The organism is Lysobacter enzymogenes (genome assembly GCF_023617245.1).
In the GTDB taxonomy this organism is placed as follows: Bacteria; Pseudomonadota; Gammaproteobacteria; order Xanthomonadales; family Xanthomonadaceae; genus Lysobacter; species Lysobacter yananisis.
The window spans coordinates 3,108,728-3,129,286 of record NZ_CP067396.1 but is presented as its reverse complement, the minus strand read 5'-3'; the positions used below and the strand labels follow the sequence as shown (position 1 = coordinate 3,129,286).

Below are 20,559 nucleotides of genomic sequence, written 5' to 3'. Positions count from 1 at the left end.
GACCAGGCCGATGCAAGGCCATGCGCGGCGCGCAGCGTCGCCGCGAACCGCGCCGGGCGCGACCGTATCGAGTGGATGGACAGCATGAATCGACAAGACGTACTGCGCGATCTGCAATCGCGGCGGATCACCCCGGAACAGGCCAAGCGGCTGCTGGCCGAGGCGGCCGCGCAACCCGCGCCGGCGGCGCCATCGGCCGCCGCGGCGTCGACCGCGCGCACGGGCCCGAGCCCAAGCCCAAGCGCGGACGAACGCATCGCCATCGTCGGCATGTCCGGCCGTTATCCCGGCGCCGACTCGCTCGACGCGTTCTGGGAACTGCTGTCGCAAGGCCGCAGCGGCGTGCGCACGGTGCCGGCGTCGCGCTGGGACGTGGAGCGGTTCTACGATCCGCGCCCGCAGCAGCCGGGCAAGGTCTATTGCAAATGGCTCGGCGCGCTGGACGAAGTAGAAAACTTCGATCCGTTGTTCTTCGGCATTTCGCCGGCCGAAGCGACGGTGATGGACCCGCAGCACCGGGTGTTCCTGCAGGAAGGCTATCGCGCGTTCGAGGACGCCGGCTACGCGCCGGCGGCGCTCGACGGCGCGCGTTGCGGCGTCTACCTGGGCATCATGGGCAACGAGTACGTCGGCCTGTGCCGGCAGGCCGGCGCCGGCATCGGCGAGGCCACCGGCAATTCCTCGTCGATCGCCGCGGCGCGCATCGCCTATCACCTTAATCTGAAGGGCCCAGCGATCGCGGTCGACACCGCCTGTTCGTCCTCGCTGGTGGCCACCCACCTGGCCTGCCAGGCCTTGCTGGCCGGCGAGATCGACCTCGCCCTGGCCGGCGGCGTGACCTTGTACCTGAGCCCGGAAACCCACGTCAGCATGTGCGCCGCCGGGATGCTGTCGGCATCCGGACGCTGCAGCGCGTTCGACGACTCCGCCGACGGTTTCGTTCCGGGCGAGGGCGTGGGCACCCTGGTGCTCAAGCGACTGAGCGACGCGATCGCCGCCGGCGACCGCATCCATGCCGTCGTGCTCGGCTCGGGCATCAACCAGGACGGGCGCACTAACGGCATTACCGCGCCCAGCGCCAAGAGCCAGGCCGACCTGCTGCGCGAGGTGTACCGCCGCCATCGCATCGATCCGGCGTCGATCAGCTACGTCGAAGCCCACGGCACCGGCACCCGGCTCGGCGATCCGATCGAGTTCGAGGCGCTGTCGACGGTGTTCGGCGAGGCCACCGCCGACCTGCATTTCTGCGCGCTGGGCTCGGTCAAGAGCAACATCGGCCACGCCTCGGCCGCCGCCGGCGTCGCCGGCGTGCACAAGACCCTGCTGGCCCTGCGCGAAAAGCGCCTGGTGCCGACCCTGCATTACAGCCGGCCCAACCCGCACGTCGAACTGCGCGGTTCGCCGTTCGTGATCAACACCGAACTGCGCGAATGGCGGGTGCCCGAGGCGAGCGCGCGCCGCGCGGCGGTCAGCTCGTTCGGCTACAGCGGCACCAATGCGCATCTGGTGCTGGAGGAATGGAACCCGGCCGAAGCGCACGCCGCGCCCCAGGCCGATGCGCGCGAGCCGCAGTTGCTGCTGTTGTCCGCGCGCGGCGCGGACGAACTGCGCGCGCAAGCGCAGGCGCTGGCGCGCTGGCTGCAGCGCGACGCGGCCACGCCGCTGGCGGATGTCGCCTACACCTTGCAGGTCGGGCGCGCGGCGTTCGAGCAGCGGCTGGCGTTCGTCGCCGTCGACCGCGCCGAAGCGCTCGCGCGGCTGGAGGACTTCCTCGCCGGCCGCGCCGCGCCGGCCTCGTTCGCCGGCCGCGTCACCGCGCAGATGCGCGAATCGCACCGCGCCGATAGCGCCGCGCGCGCGCCGCTGCGCGCCGACGCGCAGGCGCTGGCCGGACTCGGCGAGCGCTGGGTCGGCGGATTCGACCCGGATTGGCGCGACCTGCCGCGCTCGCGGCCGGGACGCTTTGCCCATCTTCCGACCTACGCTTTCGCTAAGGAGCGTTGCTGGGTGACGACGGGTGACGGCGCTAGCGAATCCGGGCCGCGCAGCGAGCCCGTCATGCAGCCGCCGGCACCGCCGGTCGAGGCGCCCGTGCATCGCGTCCCCGAGGCGCTCGCGGCGCTGGAACTGCTGATCGGCGATACCGAGCCGGTTGCGGCGCCGGTGCCGCAGGCGTTGGATGCGCAGGCGCGCGTCGCCATCGTCGGCGCCAGCGCGCAAGCGATGGCGCAATTCGCGCGGGTGTGGCCGCGGGCGACGGCGTTGGCGCCGCCCGCGGCGGACGCCATCGGCGCCTGGGCCGATGCGCTGCGCGCGCTGGGCCGGATCGACCGCCTCGTCTGGTTCGCCGGCGACGGCGGCGGCGAACGCGTCGACGAACTGCTCGACTACGCCGCCCGCAGCGCGCCGGTGCTGGCGTGCTTCCACGCGATCAAGGCCTTGCTCGACCAGGGCTACGGCGACGGCGCGCTGGAATGGACCTTGGTCACGCGCGATGCCGGCACCGACCCGAGCCACGCGGCCTTGCAAGGACTGGTGGCGAGCGCGGTCAAGGAAAACGCGCAGTGGAGCCTGCGCCTGGTCGACCTCGGGCGCGAGGATGCCATCGGCGCGGCCGCCGGCATCGGCGTCGAACAACTGCTCGCCGTGCCCGCCGACACCCAGGGCCGCGGCTGGCTCTGCCACGACGGCCAGTGGGCACGCGAACGGCTGCGGCCGGTGCCGGTGCCCGCGCGCACCGACGGCGCGTTCCGCCGCGACGGCGTGTACCTGATCGTCGGTGGCGCCGGCGGCGTGGGCGAGGTATTCAGCGAGTACCTGCTGCGCCACTACCAAGCCCGCGTGGTCTGGGTCGGCCGGCGCGCCGCCGATGCCGACATCGAAGCCAAGCGCGCGCGGTTGGCCGCGCTCGGGCCGGCGCCGCTGTACCTGCAGGCCGACGCCGCCGACCCGGCGGCGCTGGCCGCGGTGCGCGCGCAGGCGCTGCGCGCGTACGGCCGGATCGACTGCGTGGTGCATTCGGCGATCGAACTGCACGACCAGGGCCTGGCAGTCATGGACGCGGCGCGGTTCGAACGCGCGTTCGCGACCAAGGCCAAGATCGCCGCCAACCTGCTGGGCGCGTTCGCCGACGACGCGGCCGACGGTGTGGTGCTGTTCTCCTCGCTGGTGAGCTACTCGCGCGACGCCGGCCAGAGCAACTACAGCGCCGGCAGCCTGTACCAGGACGCGCTGGCGCGCGGTCTGGCGAGCCGCTACGGCCGCCGGGTCAAGACCCTCAACTGGGGCTTCTGGGGCGACATCGGCGCCACCGCGGGCCTGCCGCCGCGGGTGCGCGAACGCTTCGCCCAGGCCGGCATCGGCGCGCTGCGGCCGGTCGAGGCGATGGCCGCGCTGGAAGTCTTCATGCACGCCGCGCTGCCGCAGTTGGCGGCGCTGCATCGGCTGGGCGCGCAAGGCCTGCGTGTACCCGCGCCGGAGCCCGCTGCCGACGCCGCGGCAGAGCAACCGCCCGCGCCGCAAGCCGAGCGCGCGCCGCCGATCGAGCGCGAACCCGCGCTTGCCGCATCCGAACCCCGACCCGACTACGAACCCGACCAGACGGTGGCCGCCATCGACCTCGAAGCCCATGTGAAGCACACGCTGCTCGCGCAGCTGGCCGCAATCCTCAAGCTGGCGCCGGAGCGCATCGATCCGGACAGCGCGTTCGCCGGCTACGGCGTCGACTCGATCAGCAGCGTGCGGATCGTGCGCGCGCTCAACGACGCGCTCGGCATCGAACTGGCCGGCACCAGCCTGTTCGACCACAGCTCAGTCAACAAGCTCGTGCGGCATGTGCTGCAGGACCACGACACCGTGCAGCTGCAGGCCGCGGCGCGCGCCGCGCTGCCGCAGCCGGTCGCGGCGCCGGCAGCGTCGGCGCAGCCGGCCGCCGATACCGACCGCCGGGCGACGCCGGCGGCCAACGACGCCTCGGCCGACAGCGATGCGCGCGCGCAACCCGCGGCGCAGCGCAGCGGCGCGGCCGCAGCGCCGGGCCCGATCGCCATCGTCGGCATGAGCGGGCGCTTCCCGCAGTCGCCCGACCTGCAGACGCTGTGGGCGCACCTGGCCGCGGGCGATGAGGTGACCGAGCCGATCACCCGTTGGCAGATCGATTCGCTGGGCCTGCCCGACGACATCAAGGTCTGCCCGCGCGGCGGCTTCCTCGGCGACATCGACCAGTTCGATCCGCTGTTCTTCAACATTTCGGGCACCGAAGCCAACTTCATGGACCCGCAGCACCGCGTGCTGCTGGAAACCTCGTGGCATGCATTGGAAGACGCCGGCTACGCGGGGCAGGGCATCGCCGGCGCGCGTTGCGGCGTCTACATGGGCTTCAACGGCGGCGACTACGGCGAACTGCTGCACGGCCAACCCTCGCTGCCGCCGCACGCGATGTGGGGCAACGCGGCCTCGGTGCTGTCGGCGCGCATCGCCTATTACCTGGACCTGCAAGGTCCGGCGATCACCCTGGACACCGCCTGTTCGAGCTCGCTGGTGGCCGTGCACCTGGCCTGCCAGGGCCTGTGGACCGGCGAGACCGACGTGGCCCTGGCCGGCGGCGTCTGGATCCAGTGCACGCCAGGTTTCCTGATTTCCTCCAGCCGCGCCGGCATGCTCTCGCCGACCGGCCGTTGCCGCGCGTTCGGCGACCAGGCCGACGGCTTCGTGCCGTCGGAAGGCGTCGGCGTGGTCGTGCTCAAGCGCCTGCAGGACGCGCTCGACGCCGGCGACCGCATCTACGGCGTGATCCGCGGCAGCGCGATCAACCAGGACGGCGCCAGCAACGGCATCACCGCGCCGAGCGCCGGCGCGCAGGAACGCCTGCAGCGCCACGTCTACGACAGCTTCGGCATCGACGCCGGCCGCCTGCAGATGGTCGAGGCGCACGGCACCGGCACCATCCTCGGCGATCCGATCGAGGCCGCGGCGCTGAGCCGCTCGCTGCGCCACTACAGCGACCGCACCGGCTTCTGCGCGATCGGTTCGATCAAGACCAACATCGGCCACACCGGCGCCGCCGCGGGCGTGGCCGGGCTGATCAAGGTGTTGTTGTCGCTGCAGCACCGGCAGATCCCGCCGTCGCTGCACTTCGACCGGCCCAACCCGCACATCGCCTTCGCCGACAGTCCGCTGACGGTCAACACCCGACTCAAGCATTGGGAAGCGCCCGCCGCCGGCCGCCGCCTGGCCGCGGTGAGTTCGTTCGGCCTGAGCGGCACCAACGCCCATGTGGTGGTCGAAGAGGCGCCGCCCGCGGCCGCCGCCGCGAGCGCCGCGCAGCCGACCTTGCTGGTGCTGTCGGGCTTCCGCGAAGAAGACCTGCCAGCGCAGGTCGCGGCGCTGGCCGAGCACCTGGAGCGCGAAAGCGCGCTGGAGTTGAGCGCGGCCGGCTACACCCTGGCGGTCGGCCGTCGCCATCATCGTCATCGCCTGGCCCTGGTCGCGCACAACGCGGCCGATGCGGCCGCCGAACTGCGCCGCTGGCTGGCCGGCGGTTCTTCGCGCGTGCTCGTGGGTACCGCTGCCGCCGGCAACGGCGGCGACGAACGCTTCGCGCCGGCGCGGCAGCGCCTGCACGCGCTGGCGCAGGCCCGCGACGACGGCGAGCGCGCGCGATTGCTGGCGGAACTGGCCGCGCTGCACGTGCAAGGCCTCGCGCCCGAGTTGAGTTCCGCGTTCGCCTCGCAGCGGCGCGTCGCGCTGCCGCTGTACCGTTTCTCGCGCAAGCGCCATTGGGTGCCCGAGCGCGCGCAGCCGCGCGTCGAGGCCGCCGCGGCGCCGGTCGCGGCCGTCGTCGCGCCCGCGGCTGTCGAGCCCGCTGCTGTCGTGCCCGCTACTGTCGCGCCAGCGGCGAGCGCGGCGCCCGCGATCGCTGCGCCGCCGAGCGCGGTTTCGCCGGCGCCGAAGCCGGCCGCCGCTAACGTCGCCAGCGGCGTCGCCACGGCCGCGCCGCTGCATCCGTTCGTGCACGCCGCGATCGCCGGCGCCGACGGCCCGCGTTACGCCACGCGCTGGAGCGGCCAGGAGCCGTTCCTGCGCGACCACGTCGTCCAGGGCGCGCCGATGCTGCCCGGCGCGGCCTGCCTGGAAATGGCGCGCGCCGCCGCGGAACTGGCGCGTCCGGGCCAGCGCGCGCGGCAGCTGCGCAACGTGGTGTGGCTGCGGCCGCTGGCCGTGGCCGAGCCGGTGGACTTGCAGGTCGCGCTGGAGCCGGTGCCGGCGCGCGACAACGAACTCGCGTTCCGCATCCTCGGCGCGGGCAGCGACACGCCGCATTGCCAGGGCCGGGTGGTCCTGGACGCGGCGCCCGGGCGTGGTTCGTTCGTCGATGTCGGCACCCTGCGCATGCTCTGCGACCTGCGCACGCTCAAGGGCGGCGACTACTACCGCGTGTTCGACCTGATGGGCCTGGCCTACGGCGAAAGCTACCGCGGCATCGAGCGCGCGTTCGTCGGCGCAGACCAGTTGCTGGCCCAGATCCGGCTGCCGGCCGCGGCGGTGCAGGACGGCTTTCAGCTGCATCCGAGCCTGCTCGACAGCGCGCTGCAGGCCTCGATCGGCTTCGAGATCGGCGACGGCCGCGAGGAGCGTCCGAGCGACGGCGCCGCGCCGCGCTCGCTGATGCTGTTCGCGCTCGACCAGATCGAACTGTACGGCCCGTGCACCGAACAGATGTGGGTGTGGATCCGCCGCGATCCCCGCGGCAACGGCAACAAGCTCGATATCGATCTGTGCGAGCCGACCGGACGGGTGGTGGCGGCGCTGCGCGGAGTGACCTCGCGCGAAGCCGGCGCGCCGCAGCGGCCGGCCGCGGCCGCCAGCGCATCGGCGGCGACGCGTCCCGCGCAAGCCCCGTCGCCGCAGCCGGCGCCTTCCGCGCCGGCACCCGTCGCGGCGCCGGCGTCTGCCGGCGCGCACGGAGAAGCCTTCCCCGGCGGCGACCGGGTCGGCGCGCTGACCCTGGCGCCCGCGTGGGAGCCGGCCGCGCCGCCGCAAGCCGAGACCTGGCCGCAGGAGAAGGCCAACGTCGTCGTCATCGGCGGCGACGAGACCCAGTTCGCGCAGCTGCGCAAGCGCCATCCGCGCGCGCGCCACCTGCCGGCGGCGATCGCCGACACCGCCGACCGCGCCGCCGAGGAACTGCGTGGCGCCGGCAACATCGAGCACCTGTTCTGGCTGGCGCCGCCGTCGCAGGCGCGCGCGGTCGACAGCGAAAGCATCGTGGTCGATCAGCAGCGCGGGGTGATGGCCACCTTCCGCCTGGTCAAGGCGCTGCTCAAGCTCGGCTATGCCGGCAAGCCGCTCGGCCTGACCGTGGTCACCGCCGGCAGCCAGCCGGTGGCGGACGGCGAGCCGCTCGATCCGACCCATGCCGGCGTGCACGGCCTGATCGGCACCCTGGCCAAGGAATATCCGGACTGGCGCGTGCGTCTGGTCGATGTGCAAGCCGGCCAGCCGTGGCCGCTGGACGCGCTGCTGGCGCTGCCGGCCGACCGCGACGGCAACGCCTGGGCGCATCGCCACGGCCGCTGGCACCGCCAGCGCTGGATCCAGTGCGCGCTGCCGGAACCCGAGCAGACCGCGTTCCGCCGCAACGGCGTGTACGTCGTGGTCGGCGGCGCCGGCGGCATCGGCGAGGCCTTCAGCGAATACCTGATCCGGCGCTACGCCGCGCAGGTGGTGTGGATCGGCCTGCGCAAGCGCGACGAGATCGTGGAAGAGAAGATCGGCCGCCTGTCCCAGCTGGGCCCGGCGCCGCACTACGTCTCCGCCGACGCCACCGACCAGCCGTCGCTGGAGCGCGCCTGCGCCGACATCGAACGCCGCTTCGGCAGCGTCCACGGCGTGGTCCACGCCGCGCTGCTGATGGCCGGCGATCCGCTCGAACGCATGGACGAGCAGCGCTTCTGGCGCGGGCTGGCGGCCAAGATCGAAGTGTCGGTGCGCATGGCCCAGGCGTTCGCCCACCTGCCGCTGGACTTCGTGCTGTTCTTCTCTTCGATCCAGGCGCTGGAAAAAACCCCGCGCCAGGCCAACTACGCCGCCGGCTGCACGGTCGAGGACGCGTACGCGGCGCTGCTGGCGCAGCAATGGCGCTGTCCGGTGCGGGTGGTCAACTGGGGCTACTGGGGCAGCGTCGGTTTCGCGGCGATTTCCAGCGGCTACCGCAACTGGATCGCGCAGGCCGGCATGGGCTCGGTGGAACCGGCCGAGGGCATGGCCGCGCTGGAGCGGCTGCTGGCCGGACCGCTGCGTCAGTTCGCCTTCCTCAAGACCCGGCGCGAGGACGCGCTGACCGGCGTGCAGTTCTCCGACGACCGCCTGTGGCGCGTCGGCGCGACCGCGCCGGTGGTGCCGCTGGACGCGCCGGTCGATCTCGATCCGGCCGGCCTGGCCGGGCAGGGGCTGCCCGCGCGCTTCGAGGGCCTGTTGCTGGAACTGCTGCGCCACGAACTCGACGCGCTGGGCGTGTTCGCCGCGGCGACCGCGCAAGCGCGCGAGGCCTTGATCGCGCCGCAGTACCGCGCCTGGTTGCGGCATACGCTGGACCTGCTCGCCGAGCACGGGCTGGCGGTGCGGCGCGGCGAGGCCTGGCACGCCGCCGGACCCGCGTCTTCGCCGTGGCAGGAGTGGGAACGCAACGCGCCGCAATGGCTGGACAGCGCGGAACTGGCCGCGCCGGTGCGCCTGGCCGAGGCGACCCTGCGCGAACTGGGCCCGGTGCTGACCGGCCAGCGCGCCGCCACCGACGTGCTGTTCCCGAAGTCCTCGCCGCATCTGGTCGAGGGCATCTATCGCGACAGCCCGGTGCCGGACTATTTCAACAAGGTGCTGTGCAGCGCGGTGGTGCGCTACATCGAGCGCCGCCGCCGGATCGATCCGGACGTGCGCCTGCGCATCCTGGAAATCGGCGCCGGCACCGGCGGCACCACCGCGCCGCTGGTGCGGGCGCTGGAGCCGTACGCGTCCTGCGTCGCCGAATACCGCTTCACCGACATCTCGCGTTCGTTCGCGCTGGCGGCCCAGGACGAGTACGCGCAGCGGGCGCCGTACATGAGCTACGGCAGCTTCGACGTGGAACGCGCGGCGGCGGCGCAGGGCATCGACGTGGGCGGTTTCGACATCGTGGTCGCCGCCAACGTGCTGCACGCCACCGGCGACATCGCCCGCACCCTGCGCAACGCCAAGGCCGCGCTCAAGCGCAACGGCCTGCTGGTGTTGAACGAGGTGTGCGCGACCAGCCTGTTCGCCCACGTCACCTTCGGCCTGCTCAAGGGTTGGTGGCTGTACGAGGACGCGCACCTGCGCATTCCCGGTTCGCCGGCGCTGTCGCCCGAGTCGTGGCGCGCGGTGCTGGCCGAACAGGGCTTCGGCGCGATCGGCCTGCCGGCCGAGGGCGCGCGTTCGCTCGGGCAGCAGATCGTGCTGGCGAGCAGCGACGGCTGGATCCGCCAGCCTGTCGGCGCTCAAGTCGTGGCCGTGCAGGCGGGCGAGGCGTCGCGTGCGCCCGAACCCGTCGTCGCTGCGCAGGCGAGGCCGGCCGTTGAACTTGCCGCTGCGGCGCCGGTCGCGCCGGCCGCGCCCGTGGCCGAGGACGAAGAGGCGGCGATCCGCCGCATCGTCCGCGACGCCCTGATCGCGACGCTGGACGTGCCGGCGCACGAACTGCGCGACGACGCGCCGTTGACCGACTACGGACTGGACTCGATGCTGGCGGTGCAGACCGTGGAGGTGCTCAACACCACGGTCTGCACCGAGCTGACCACCACCAGCCTGTTCGACCATCCCAGCATCGACGCGGTGGTGGCCCACTTGCTGTCATTGCGGCCGCGCAGCGCGGCGGTCGCGGCGTCGGTCGCGAGCGAACCGGCGAACGCGGTCGCCAGCCGCGTGGCGCCGCCGGCCGCTGCACCGGTCGCCGCGCCTCAGCCTCAGCCGCAAGCCGCGGTGCAGGCGCCGTCGCCGTCGCCGGCACCGACCGCGTCTGCGGCGGCCAGCGCGGGCATCGCCCAGGCCATCGCCCAGGCGCTGGTCGAGATCGCCGGCATCGACAGCGGCGACATCCGCGGCGATGCGGAGTTCGTCGACTACGGCATCGACTCGATGCTGGCGGTGCAGATCGTCGAAGCGTTGAACCGGCGGCTGGTGGTCGAACTGACCACCACCAGCCTGTTCGACTATCCGACCATCGACGCCCTGGTCGCGCACCTGCTGGCCAGCGCCAGCCATGGCGCGGGCGCGGCGCAGCCGTCGCAAGCGCAACCGCAGCCGCAAGCGCCGCAATCGTGGACGCCGCCGGCACCGCAACCGCAACCGCAACCCGCACCGCAACCGCAACCCGCGCCGCAAGCGGCCGTCGCGGCGCCTGCGCCGCAGCCCGCACGCAGCGGCGGCCTGCGCGAGCGGGTGCGGCAGGAACTGCTCGCGGTGCTGGCGATCGACGCCGCCGACTTCGACCCGGCCACGCCGTTCACCGACTACGGCATGGATTCGATGCTGGCGGTGCAATGGGTCGAACGCCTCAACCAGTCGTTGCGGCTGGAGCTGACCACGACCGCGCCGTTCGACCATCCGACCCTGGACGCGCTGATGCAGCACATCGGCGAAGACCATGCCGAGGACGCGGCGGAGGCTGCGGGCGAAAGCGTCGCGCCGACGCCGCAGGCCGCGCCGGCCAAGCGTCGCGAGCAACCGATGAGCTACACGATATGAGCCGGTCGCGACCGGCCGAACGATGCCTGCGCGGCCGTGGACTCGGCCGCCCGGCAGCCACTAGTATGGGCGCGCAAAAGTCATGCCTTCCTTGCATGCGCGGGCTGCGTCCCGCCGAGAATCCGAGGTAACGATGTCCGAGCCCGATTCGTCCGAGGACTTCATCGTCCTGATCAACGACGAAGAGCAGTACTCGCTCTGGTCGCAATCGATCCCGGTCCCGCCCGGCTGGCGCGTGGCGCACGGCCCGGCCGCGCGGCAGGCGTGCCTGGACTACGTGGACGAGGTCTGGAAGGACCTCACCCCGCGCAGCGTCCGCCTGCGGTTGCAGCAGGCCGCCGACAACGGTCGCGCGGCCGAATGACGGTGTCGATCAGCGATCCGTCCGCCGTTCTGGCCGCCGCCGCGACGGCCGCGCCCCCGCGCGAAGCCGGGTTGCGCGTGCAGGTCGGCGACGGCCTGGGCGTGCACGTGCGCACCTGGGGCGAACGCCCGCCGTCGTTGTTGCTGGTGCACGGCTTCAGCCACGGCGGTTTCGTCTGGCGCTCGCTGGCCGCGGCGATGCCCGAATACGGTCTGGCCGCGCCGGACCTGCGCGGCCACGGCGATTCCGACCACGATCCGGCGCGGCGCTATTCCATCGCCGCGCACGTGTCGGACCTGATCGAAGTGGCGCGCGCGCTGGACCTGCGCGATTACCTCCTGGTCGGCCATTCGCTCGGCGCCTCGGTGGCGACGCTGGCGGCGCAACGCCTGCCGCGCCCGCCGCGCGCGGTCGTGCTGGTGGACGGCGGGCCGGGCCTGAGTCCGACCGCGTCGGCGCACATCCGCGAGGAATTCCTGCGCTTGAAGTTCCGCTACCGCTCGCCGGACGAGTATCTGGAGTACCTGCAGGCGACCATGCCGCTGGTGCCGCCGCCGCTGTTGCAGGCGCTGGCGGTCGATGCGCTGGAGCGGCTGGGCCCCGAGGAGTTCCGGCTCAAGGCCGATCGCGCGCTGGGCTACCAGGATCAGGCCGCCTCGGTCGAGGACGAGCTGTGGCAGGGCCTGCGCGAGATCCGCGTGCCGCTGTTGCTGGTGCGCGGCGCCGCTTCGGCGCTGTGCGGCAAGCGCTGGTGCGAGGAGTTCTCCGCGCGGGTGCCGCAGGCCGAAGTCGAATCGGTGCAGCGCGCCGGCCACGCGGTCATGCTCGACAATCCGTCGCGCTTCAACGCGTTGCTGCGCCAGTACGCGGCGCAGCGGCTGGCGCCGCGCGGCGCCGCGCCGCTCCAACTCCACCAGGCGGGTTGAACGATGCTCTGGCATGCCGTCATCACCCGTTTCAGCTACCGCCACACCACCTCGGCGGCCGGCCTCAACGGCGTCCTGGTCTCGCTGCTGCGGCGCGATCCGCTGGAGCCCAAGCGCTTGGCGCTGCGCTATTCGCTGTTCGAGCTGACCTGCCTGCCGTCGCTGCTGGGCCAGACCTCGCAGGACTTCGACTGGTTCATCGTCGTCGATCGCGACCTGCCGCCGTCGTGGCGCGAACGCCTGCAGGCGCTGGTCGCCGGCCGTCCGCGCACGCATCTGTACGACTACGATCCGGCCCAGGACCTCACCGAGACCGGCTGGCTGCAGCCGTACGCGCCGGCGCACACCACTCGCCTGCTGACCACGATCCTCGACGACGACGACGCGCTGCCGGCGGACTTCGTCGAGCAGATGCAGCGCACCGTGGCCCAGCGCGAAGCCGAGCTGGCGCCGATCGCGACCCTGGCCAGCCGCAAGAGCCGGCAATGGGAGCTGGTCCACAGCCGGCGCGCGCCGCTGGGCTACCGCTGCGCCTGGCACCGCGGCGACTGGGTGCTGTCCACCGGCCTGTCGCTGCTGTGCCGTTGGCCGCAGCACCGGCTGACGGTGCTGGCGATCCACCATCAGGTCGCCGACCTGTGGTTCCTGCCCGAGCGCGGCCCGGCGCTGATGCAGTTGCTGCAGCAACGCTGGTCGCTCAACGACGCCCGCGCGGTGGAAGCCACCGCGTTCATCGCCGGGCGCATGGACGACTTCCAGCAGCGCGCGCAGGCCTGTGTCGACGGCGAAGCCGGCGCCGACGCGGCCGGCGTAGCGGGCGAGGGCGCGCTGCGCTTCGTCGACCTCAGCGACACGGTCGAGGCGTTCGTGGTCAGCAACCACTTCGGCAACGATCAGGTGCTGCGATTGTTCGAACCCAAGCCCGACCGCGAGCCGGTCAGCGGGCCGCAGGACTTCCCCGGCGTGCCGATCGACTTCGCCCGTTTCCGCGGCAATGCCCGCGCCTTCGGCAAGCGCCCGCGCGTCTACCGCGAACTGGTGCGCGAGCTGTGGTCGCGGCCGATGCCGTGGTGGCCGCGCCTGCGCATGGTCGCGTGGGCGAGCTGGCGTTTCGCCCGCGCCTGAGGCCGCCACGATGACGCGAAGGAGCGGCGCATGCCGGCGATGAACCAGGCGATGATCTTTCCCGGGCAGGGCGCCCAGAAAGCCGGGATGGGCGGCGAGCTGTTCGATCTGCCCGACTATGCGGCGATCGAAGCGCAGGCCGACGCCTTGCTCGGCTATTCGTTGCGCGGCGCCTGCCAGGACGCGCAAAAGCTCGCCGACACCCGCTACACCCAGCCCTGCCTGTACATGGTCAACGCCTTGCACGGCCTGCGCGCCTTGCGCGAGGGCGCCGCGCCGGCGTTCCTGGCCGGGCACAGCCTGGGCGAGTACAACGCCCTGCACGCGGCCGGCGCGTTCGACCTGATGACCGGCCTGCGCCTGGTGCAACGGCGCGGCGAACTGATGGCGCAGGCCAGCGGCGGGGCGATGGCCGCGGTACTCGGGCTCGAGGCCGGACGCATCATCGAACTGATGATGGCCCACGGCCTGGACGCGGTGGACATCGGCAACTACAACGCGCCCACCCAGACCGTGGTGTCCGGTCCGCGCGACGAGATCGAGCGCGCCTTGCCGCTGTTCGAGGCCGCTGGCGCCGGCGCCTGCGTGCGCCTGGCGGTCAGTGGCGCGTTTCATTCACGGATGATGCACGAAGCGGCGCGCGCCTACGCCGGATTCCTCGACGGTTTCGCGTTTTCCCCGTTGCGCCTGCCGGTGATGTCCAACGTCACCGGCACCTTCTATCCGGCGCAGGCGCCCAGCGCGGTGATCGCCTCGCTGCTGGTGCGCCAGATCGTGCGGCCGGTGCTGTGGGTGAAGTGCGTGCAGGGGCTGTTGCGCAGCGGGGCGACCTCGTTCGTCGAAGCCGGGCCCGGCAACGTGCTGACCCGCCTGATCGCGCAGATCCGCGCCGCCGCGCCGATCGACGAACGCGCCGCGGTCACGTAGCGCCGCCGCTTCCATCCATTCCACCGCCGCACGCCGATCACTCCCGGACAGCCAGCAGATGCGAACCGATTCGAGCCACGGTAATGCCGTCATCCTGATGTACCACCGCATCGCCGACGACGGCACCGAGCTGTGCGTGTCGCCAGCCGAGTTCCGCGCCCACCTCGCGGTGCTGCGCGAGGAGGGCTGCCGGGTGCTGCCGCTGCAGGAACTGGCGCAGGCGCTGGTGCGCGGCGACGCGCCGCCGCGCAGCGTCGCGATCACCCTGGACGACGGCTACCTCGACGCGCTGACCGAGGCCGCGCCGCTCCTGCGCGAGTTCGAATGCCCGGCCACGTTCTTCATCATCACCGCGACCCTCGACGGCCCCGCCGAGTTCTGGTGGGAAACCCTGCAGCGGGTGTTCGACCATCCGGCGCTGCCGGCCGAACTCGATGCCGAGCTGGCCGGCACGCAGGCGCCGCTGCCGCTGGACACGCCCGAGCAGCGCCGCGCCGCTTTCGATACGGTGCGCCGCCCGTTCTACGCGTGGACGCCGCAGCAGCGGCGCGAGCGCATCGCCGCGCTGCTGGCTTGGAGCGGGCTGGCCGCGGCCGACGGCACCGGGCCGGTGCGCGCGATGACGCCCGAAGAACTGCGCCATCTCGATGCGATGCCGGGCATGGAACTGGGCGCGCACACCGAGAACCATCTGCTGCTGCCGGCGCATGCGCTGCCGATCAAGGAACAGGAATTGCTGCTGTGCCGGCAGCGGCTGGAAGCGCTGCTGGGGCGCGAGGTGCGCTCGCTGTCATATCCCTACGGCGCCTTCGACGAAGAATCGGTGCGCGCTGCGCAGCGCGCCGGCTTCGCCGCGGCGGTGACCACCGGCAACCAGCCCGCGTCCGTGCAGAGCCACCCGCTGGTGCTGCCGCGTTGCGCGGTGCAGGCCGGCGACGACCTGCGCGCGCGCCTGCGCGAACTGTTCGCGGCGGCGCCGCAGGCGCACCATTACGACCGGTCCTTCGCATGAGCCTGGTGTCGGTGCGCAACCTGCGCAAGTCCTACGGGCTCGGCGCCAACAGCGTCGAGGTCCTGCACGGGGTCGATCTCGACGTCGCCGAAGGCGAGTTCGTCGCGCTGATGGGGCCGTCGGGTTCGGGCAAGTCGACCCTGCTCAATCTGATCGCCGGCCTCGACAAGCCCAGCGCCGGCGAACTGACCGTCGCCGACGCGCGCATCGGCGAGATGAGCGCGACCGAACTGGCGCGTTGGCGCGGCCGCCACATCGGCTTCGTGTTCCAGCTCTACCACCTGATGCCGACCCTGACCGCCGCGCAGAACGTGGAAGTGCCGTTGCTGCTCAGCGGCCTCGACGCCGCGCGGCGCCGGCGCCAGGCGCGCATCGCGCTGGAGGTGGTCGGTCTGTCGCACCGCATCGATCACAAGCCGGCGCAGCTGTCCGGCGGCCAGCAGCAGCGCGTGGCGATCGCCCGCGCCATCGTCACCGACGCGCCGCTGCTGGTCTGCGACGAGCCCACCGGCGACCTCGACCGCGCCAGCGCCGACGAAGTGCTGGACCTGCTCGGCGCGTTCAACCGCGAGCACGGCAAGACCATCGTCATGGTCACCCACGATCCGGCGGCGGCGGCGCGGGCGACGCGCCAGCTGCACCTGGACAAGGGGCGCGCCGTCGACGCCCCGGCGACCCACTGAGGCCCGCGCGTGCGCTATTCCTTTCTCGGCTCGACCGGACTCAAAGTCTCCGAACTGTGCCTGGGGGCGACCGAGTTCGGCGGCAGCACCCCGGCCGACGAAGCGCGGCGGATCTGGGCGCGCTGCCTCGACGCCGGGGTCAACTTCGTCGACACCGCCGATTTCTCGCCGGAAAGCGAGCGCCTGCTCGGCGAGTGGATCGGCGACCGGCGCGATCAGTTGGTGATCTCGACCAAGGTGTTCCGCCGCACCGGCCCCGGGCCGAACCAGCTCGGGCTGTCGCGCAAGCACATCGTGCAGTCCTGCGAAGCCTCGCTGCGCCGGCTCAAGACCGAGTACATCGATCTGTACTTCGCCCATTCCGACGATTTCCTGACTCCGTTGGAAGAAACCCTCGGCGCGTTCGATCAATTGGTGCGCCAGGGCAAGGTGCTGTACCTGGGCGCGTCCAACTACACCGCCTGGCGCCTCAACGAGGCGTTGTGGACCGCGCAAGGCAACGGCTGGGCGCGCTACTGCTGCGTACAGGCGCTGTACAACCTGCATCAGCGCGACATCGAGGCCGAACTGCTGCCGATGTGCGCGCACAAGGGGCTCGGCGCGATCGCCTGGAGTCCGCTGGCGCGCGGTGCGCTGACCGACGCCAAGGCCGGGCGCGAGGCCGCGCCCGCGGCGGTGGATGCGGCGCTGGCGCAGGTCGCCGCGCAACTGGGGCGCCCGCGCGCGCAGGTGGCGCTGCGCTGGGCCTTGAACCGCGTCGGCATGAATGCGGTGGCGATGGGACCGTCGAGCCTGGCCCAGGCCGAGGAGAACCTCGGCGCCTGCGATCTGGAGCTGGACGCCGGGCAGATGGCCGCGCTGGACGCCGCCGGCGCGCCGCGGCGGCCGTATCCGGCCAACCTGGAGCCGCTGGCGCGCGCCTTGCGCAACGACGATTGAGCCGCGGACGGGCAGGGCCCGTCCGGTACATCCCCGGAACCGACGCATCGATGGAGTACCGAGCCGAACCATGAACCACTTGTTGCTGATCTGGAAGGGACTGTGGCGAAAGCCGGTGCGCACCGCGTTGACGTTCGCGTCGATGACGGTGGCGTTCCTGCTGTTCGGGCTGCTCAACGGCATCAACCAGGGCCTGGACCACGTTACCGAGCGCTTCCACCTCGACCGCCTGTACGTGATGAACCGGATCAGCATGTACCACCCGCTGATCCTGCCGTTCGCGCAACAGGTGGAGAAGATTCCCGGGGTGGAGGACGTCGCGTACTGGGCCTACTTCGTCGGCTATTACCAGCGGCCGACGGTGCAGCTGCCGATCGTGGCCGCGGACGTGCCGCGCATGTTCCGCATGTATCCGGAACTGAAGCTGCCGCGCAGCCAGTTGCAGACCATGGGCATCGTCAAATCCGGCGCGGTGATCAGCAAGAGCCTGGCCAGGCGCTTCGGCTGGAAGATCGGCGACCGGGTCCCGATCAAGTCGGCGATCTGGCCGCGCAAGGACGGCGGCGACATCTGGTACTTCGATATCGTCGGCATCTACGAGCCGGCCGAGGCGTCGCCGGCGCTCAACGACCTGTTCTTCGTCAACCTCGACTACTTCGACGAGGCGCGCGCGTTCGGCGCCGGCCAGGTGCACCTGATGATCGTGCGGGTGAACGACGAGAAACGCAGCGGCGCGATCGCCCAGGCGATCGACACGCTGGCCGAGAACTCGCCGCTGCAGACCCGCACCCGCACCGAGAACGCCTACGCCGCGGTGCAGTGGCGGCAGATCAACGACCTGCGCACGGTCGGCAACTTCATCATCGGCGCGGTCCTGTTCACCCTGCTGGTGGTCAGCGCCAGCACCATGATGCAGTCGGTGCGCCAGCGCTTCGCCGAACTGGCGGTGCTGATGACCCTGGGCTTCACCCCGGCGCGCATCGCCGGGCTGATCCTCGGCGAGGCCTTGCTGCTGAGCCTGATGGCGGCGGTCGCCGGTTTCGGCCTGGCCGCGCTGGCGTTCCCGGCGGTGGCCGAGTTGTTCGGCGCGATGCGCATGCAGCCCAGCGTGTTCGTCGGCGGCCTGGCGATCGCGCTCGGCATCGCCCTGGTCAGCGCCTTGCTGCCGATCGTGCGGGCGATGCGCTTCAGCCTCGTCGCCGCGTTGTCCGGACGCTGAGGAGGCGCGCATGCGAATGCTCAGACTGATCGCGCAGGCCGCGCTGATGAACCTGCAAGGGCTGTCGCGCCGGCGCCTCAACGCGCTGGTGATGGTGGTCAGCATCGCCGGCGCGGTGGCGGTGTTTTCCGGCGTGCTGGCGATGAACGCCGGCCTGGACGGGGCCATGCGCGACGCCGGCCGGCCCGACCGGGCGATCGTGCTGCGCGCCGGCTCGACCGTGGAGATCGCCAGCGCGATCTCGCTCGACGACGTGCGCGCGATCCAGAACTCGACCCAGGTGCGCAAGAACGCCGACGGCACCGTGTTGCTGACCGCCGAAGCGGTCGGCCCGATCACCCTGGTGGAGAAGTCCAGCGGGCTGGAGGTCAACGGCACCATCCGCGGCGTCGGCCCCGAGGTGCTGGCGGTGCGCCCGGAGATCGAGTTGGTGGCCGGGCGCATGTTCGAGCCCGGCAAGTTCGAGGTCGTGGTCGGCCGCCAGGCGATGGAGCAGTTCCAGGGCCTGACCCTGGGCGGGCAGGTCGCCGCTTACGGCACCCAGTGGAAGATCGTCGGCGTGTTCGCGGCGCGGCACAGCATGCGCGAATCCGAACTGATGGCCGACGCGACCGTGGTCATGGACGTCAGCCGCCGGCCGATGTTCCAGAACGTCACCGTGGTGTTGCCCGACGCCGCCGGCGTGGCCGGGTTCAAGCAGGCCGTCGCCGCCAACCCCGGCATCGCCATGGACGTGTTCAGCGAGCCGGAGTTCCTGCAGCGCGAATCGCGCAGCCTCAACGGCCTGCTCGGCTTCATGGCCTACGTGATGGGCGGGATCATGGCGCTGGGCGCGATGTTCGTGGCGATCAACGCGATGTATTCCAGCATCGACGACCGCCGCCGCGAGATCGCCACCTTGCGCGCGCTCGGTTTCCCGCCGCTGGTGGTGGTCAGTTCGATCGTGGTCGAGGCCGCGCTGCTGGCGCTGCTCGGCGGCGCGCTCGGTGCGGTCCTGGCCGCATTGGTGGCCGGCGGCCGCACGGTCAGCACCGCGGTCGGCGCGGACCTGCGCCAGCTGGTGTTCGACGTGTCGATGACCCCGTCGGTGGTGCTGCAGGGCATCGCCGCGGCGCTGGCCATCGGCGTGGTCGGCGGGCTGGTGCCGGCGATCCGCGCGGTGCGCAGCCAGGTCGTGGACGACCTGCGCGCGATATGAGTCCGATATGAGTCCGATCCGGGCGCCGCGCCGGCGGCGTCCGCCCGCAATCTTGCAGAACGCATCTACACAACGCATCGAGGAAACCGACCATGGCAGCGAAGGAAATCGCACGAATCTCCAGGCCCGATCCTGAGCGGTTCCTGCGCGACTACGTCCGCACGCGCACGCCGGTGATCATCACCGACCTGTTCGCGGGCCAGCCGATCGACGCGATCCGCACCATCGAGGACGCCAGCGCCGCGTTCGGCGGCGTGCCGATGCACGTGCAGACCGAGTACGCGGTGGCCGCCAGTTCGCCGGAGACCGCGGTCGAGACCACCATGACCTTCGACGAGTACTGGGCGCACGTGCGGGCCAATCCGGACACCGCGCTGCTGTGCACCGAGTACGAGATCCCGGCCAGCATCATGCGCATGTTCCGGCTGCCGGAGTTCTGCCTGGCCCAGGACCTGGACGAGCCGGAGGTGCTGGACATGCCGCGCAAGTACGGCGACCACGACCTGTGTTCGAACATCTTCGTCGCCAACGCCGGCAACCGCGCCCACCTGCATTTCGACGGCGACCACCGCCAGGTGCTGCTGCACCAGATGTTCGGCCGCAAGCAGGTGCTGCTGTTCCAGCCCGAGGCCTGCGTCGACCTGCGCACCACCTCCGGCGCGCCGTGGTCCTCGGGCGTGTACCTGGAACAGATGTCGACCCAGGAGCAGCTGGACTTCGTCGCCGAAGTCGGCGGTTACCACGCGGTGCTCGAACCGGGCGAGACCATCTACATGCCGGCGCTGATCTGGCATTACCTGGGCTATGTGGACGACGCGATGTCGTTCAACCTGCGCTTCCGCCGCAACCGCTTCGGCCGGTTCCTGTGCGTGGACAACTTCCATCGCGATTCCTACATCCAGAACCTGGGCTCGCACCTGGCCGCCTCCGGCGCGCAGGACGCGCTGACCGCGGCGATGCCGCAGATCGAGGCCGAGTACGCGCGCCCCGCGGCGAGCCTGCGCGACAAGGTGACCGGGATGCGCGCGGTGCTGCGCCAGGCCTTGGAGCGGACGTTGCCGGAGACCGAGCCGGCGCGGTTCTGCCCGCCGCAGCTGGACGCGCAGGAGGTCGACAAGATCATCGCCGACATCGGCCAGACCGCGCGCTACGTCGAGCCCGCGCTGGCGGCCAAGTCGCGCCCGACCGGGCCGATCAGCCCGGTGCAGAAGCAGACCATCCAGAACACCGCCGCGCGCCTGGGCTACAGCGACGAAGCGCTGGCGCACCTGCTGTGGAACCGCCTGGGCAAGTCCGAACTCGATCGCCTGAGCAAGACCGAAGCCGTGCAGTTCATGGTCTACATGCGCTCGCCGGGTTCGTCGCTGCGCTAGTTCCCCCCGCCGTCCTTCCCTTTGCCGCCAAGAGA

General features: G+C 71.8%; 11 protein-coding genes. All 11 read left to right on the top strand.

Annotated features, from left to right (window positions below):
* Positions 1-84: 84 nt before the first annotated feature.
* The 11 genes from JHW41_RS12995 to JHW41_RS12945 all read left to right on the top strand — a co-directional run bounded on the left by JHW41_RS12995 (position 85) and on the right by JHW41_RS12945 (position 20,524).
* Positions 85-10,758, top strand: a complete 10,674-nt coding sequence (locus JHW41_RS12995; RefSeq protein ID WP_250442472.1) for an SDR family NAD(P)-dependent oxidoreductase — start codon at positions 85-87, stop codon at positions 10,756-10,758.
* A 133-nt stretch (positions 10,759-10,891) separates the two neighbouring features.
* On the top strand, positions 10,892-11,122 hold the full coding sequence (locus tag JHW41_RS12990) for an MbtH family protein (RefSeq protein ID WP_250442471.1): 231 nt from the start codon (positions 10,892-10,894) through the stop codon (positions 11,120-11,122).
* Positions 11,119-12,048, top strand: a complete 930-nt coding sequence (locus tag JHW41_RS12985; RefSeq protein WP_250442470.1) for an alpha/beta fold hydrolase — start codon at positions 11,119-11,121, stop codon at positions 12,046-12,048. Before JHW41_RS12990 ends, JHW41_RS12985 begins: the two co-directional genes overlap by 4 nt.
* A gap of 3 nt (positions 12,049-12,051) precedes the next feature.
* On the top strand, positions 12,052-13,173 hold the full coding sequence (locus JHW41_RS12980) for a glycosyltransferase (protein WP_250442469.1): 1,122 nt from the start codon (positions 12,052-12,054) through the stop codon (positions 13,171-13,173).
* A gap of 30 nt (positions 13,174-13,203) precedes the next feature.
* Positions 13,204-14,100: an ACP S-malonyltransferase gene (gene fabD, locus JHW41_RS12975; protein WP_250442468.1), complete on the top strand. Its 897-nt coding sequence runs from the start codon at positions 13,204-13,206 to the stop codon at positions 14,098-14,100.
* 58 nt (positions 14,101-14,158) lie between these two features.
* A complete protein-coding gene (locus tag JHW41_RS12970; protein WP_250442467.1) occupies positions 14,159-15,112 on the top strand; it encodes a polysaccharide deacetylase family protein in 954 nt (317 codons plus the stop codon).
* Entirely contained in the window at positions 15,109-15,795 is a 687-nt protein-coding gene (locus JHW41_RS12965; protein WP_057947587.1) for an ABC transporter ATP-binding protein, read from the top strand. The genes JHW41_RS12970 and JHW41_RS12965 overlap by 4 nt, the downstream gene beginning before the upstream one ends.
* A gap of 9 nt (positions 15,796-15,804) precedes the next feature.
* Positions 15,805-16,734 (top strand): aldo/keto reductase, encoded by a 930-nt coding sequence (locus JHW41_RS12960; RefSeq protein WP_078995601.1) that lies wholly within the window; start codon positions 15,805-15,807, stop codon positions 16,732-16,734.
* Positions 16,735-16,804: 70 nt separating this feature from the next.
* Positions 16,805-17,953: an ABC transporter permease gene (locus JHW41_RS12955; protein ID WP_250442466.1), complete on the top strand. Its 1,149-nt coding sequence runs from the start codon at positions 16,805-16,807 to the stop codon at positions 17,951-17,953.
* 10 nt (positions 17,954-17,963) lie between these two features.
* On the top strand, positions 17,964-19,151 hold the full coding sequence (locus JHW41_RS12950) for an ABC transporter permease (protein WP_078995603.1): 1,188 nt from the start codon (positions 17,964-17,966) through the stop codon (positions 19,149-19,151).
* 92 nt (positions 19,152-19,243) lie between these two features.
* Positions 19,244-20,524 (top strand): cupin-like domain-containing protein, encoded by a 1,281-nt coding sequence (locus JHW41_RS12945; RefSeq protein ID WP_078995604.1) that lies wholly within the window; start codon positions 19,244-19,246, stop codon positions 20,522-20,524.
* Positions 20,525-20,559 lie beyond the last annotated feature (35 nt).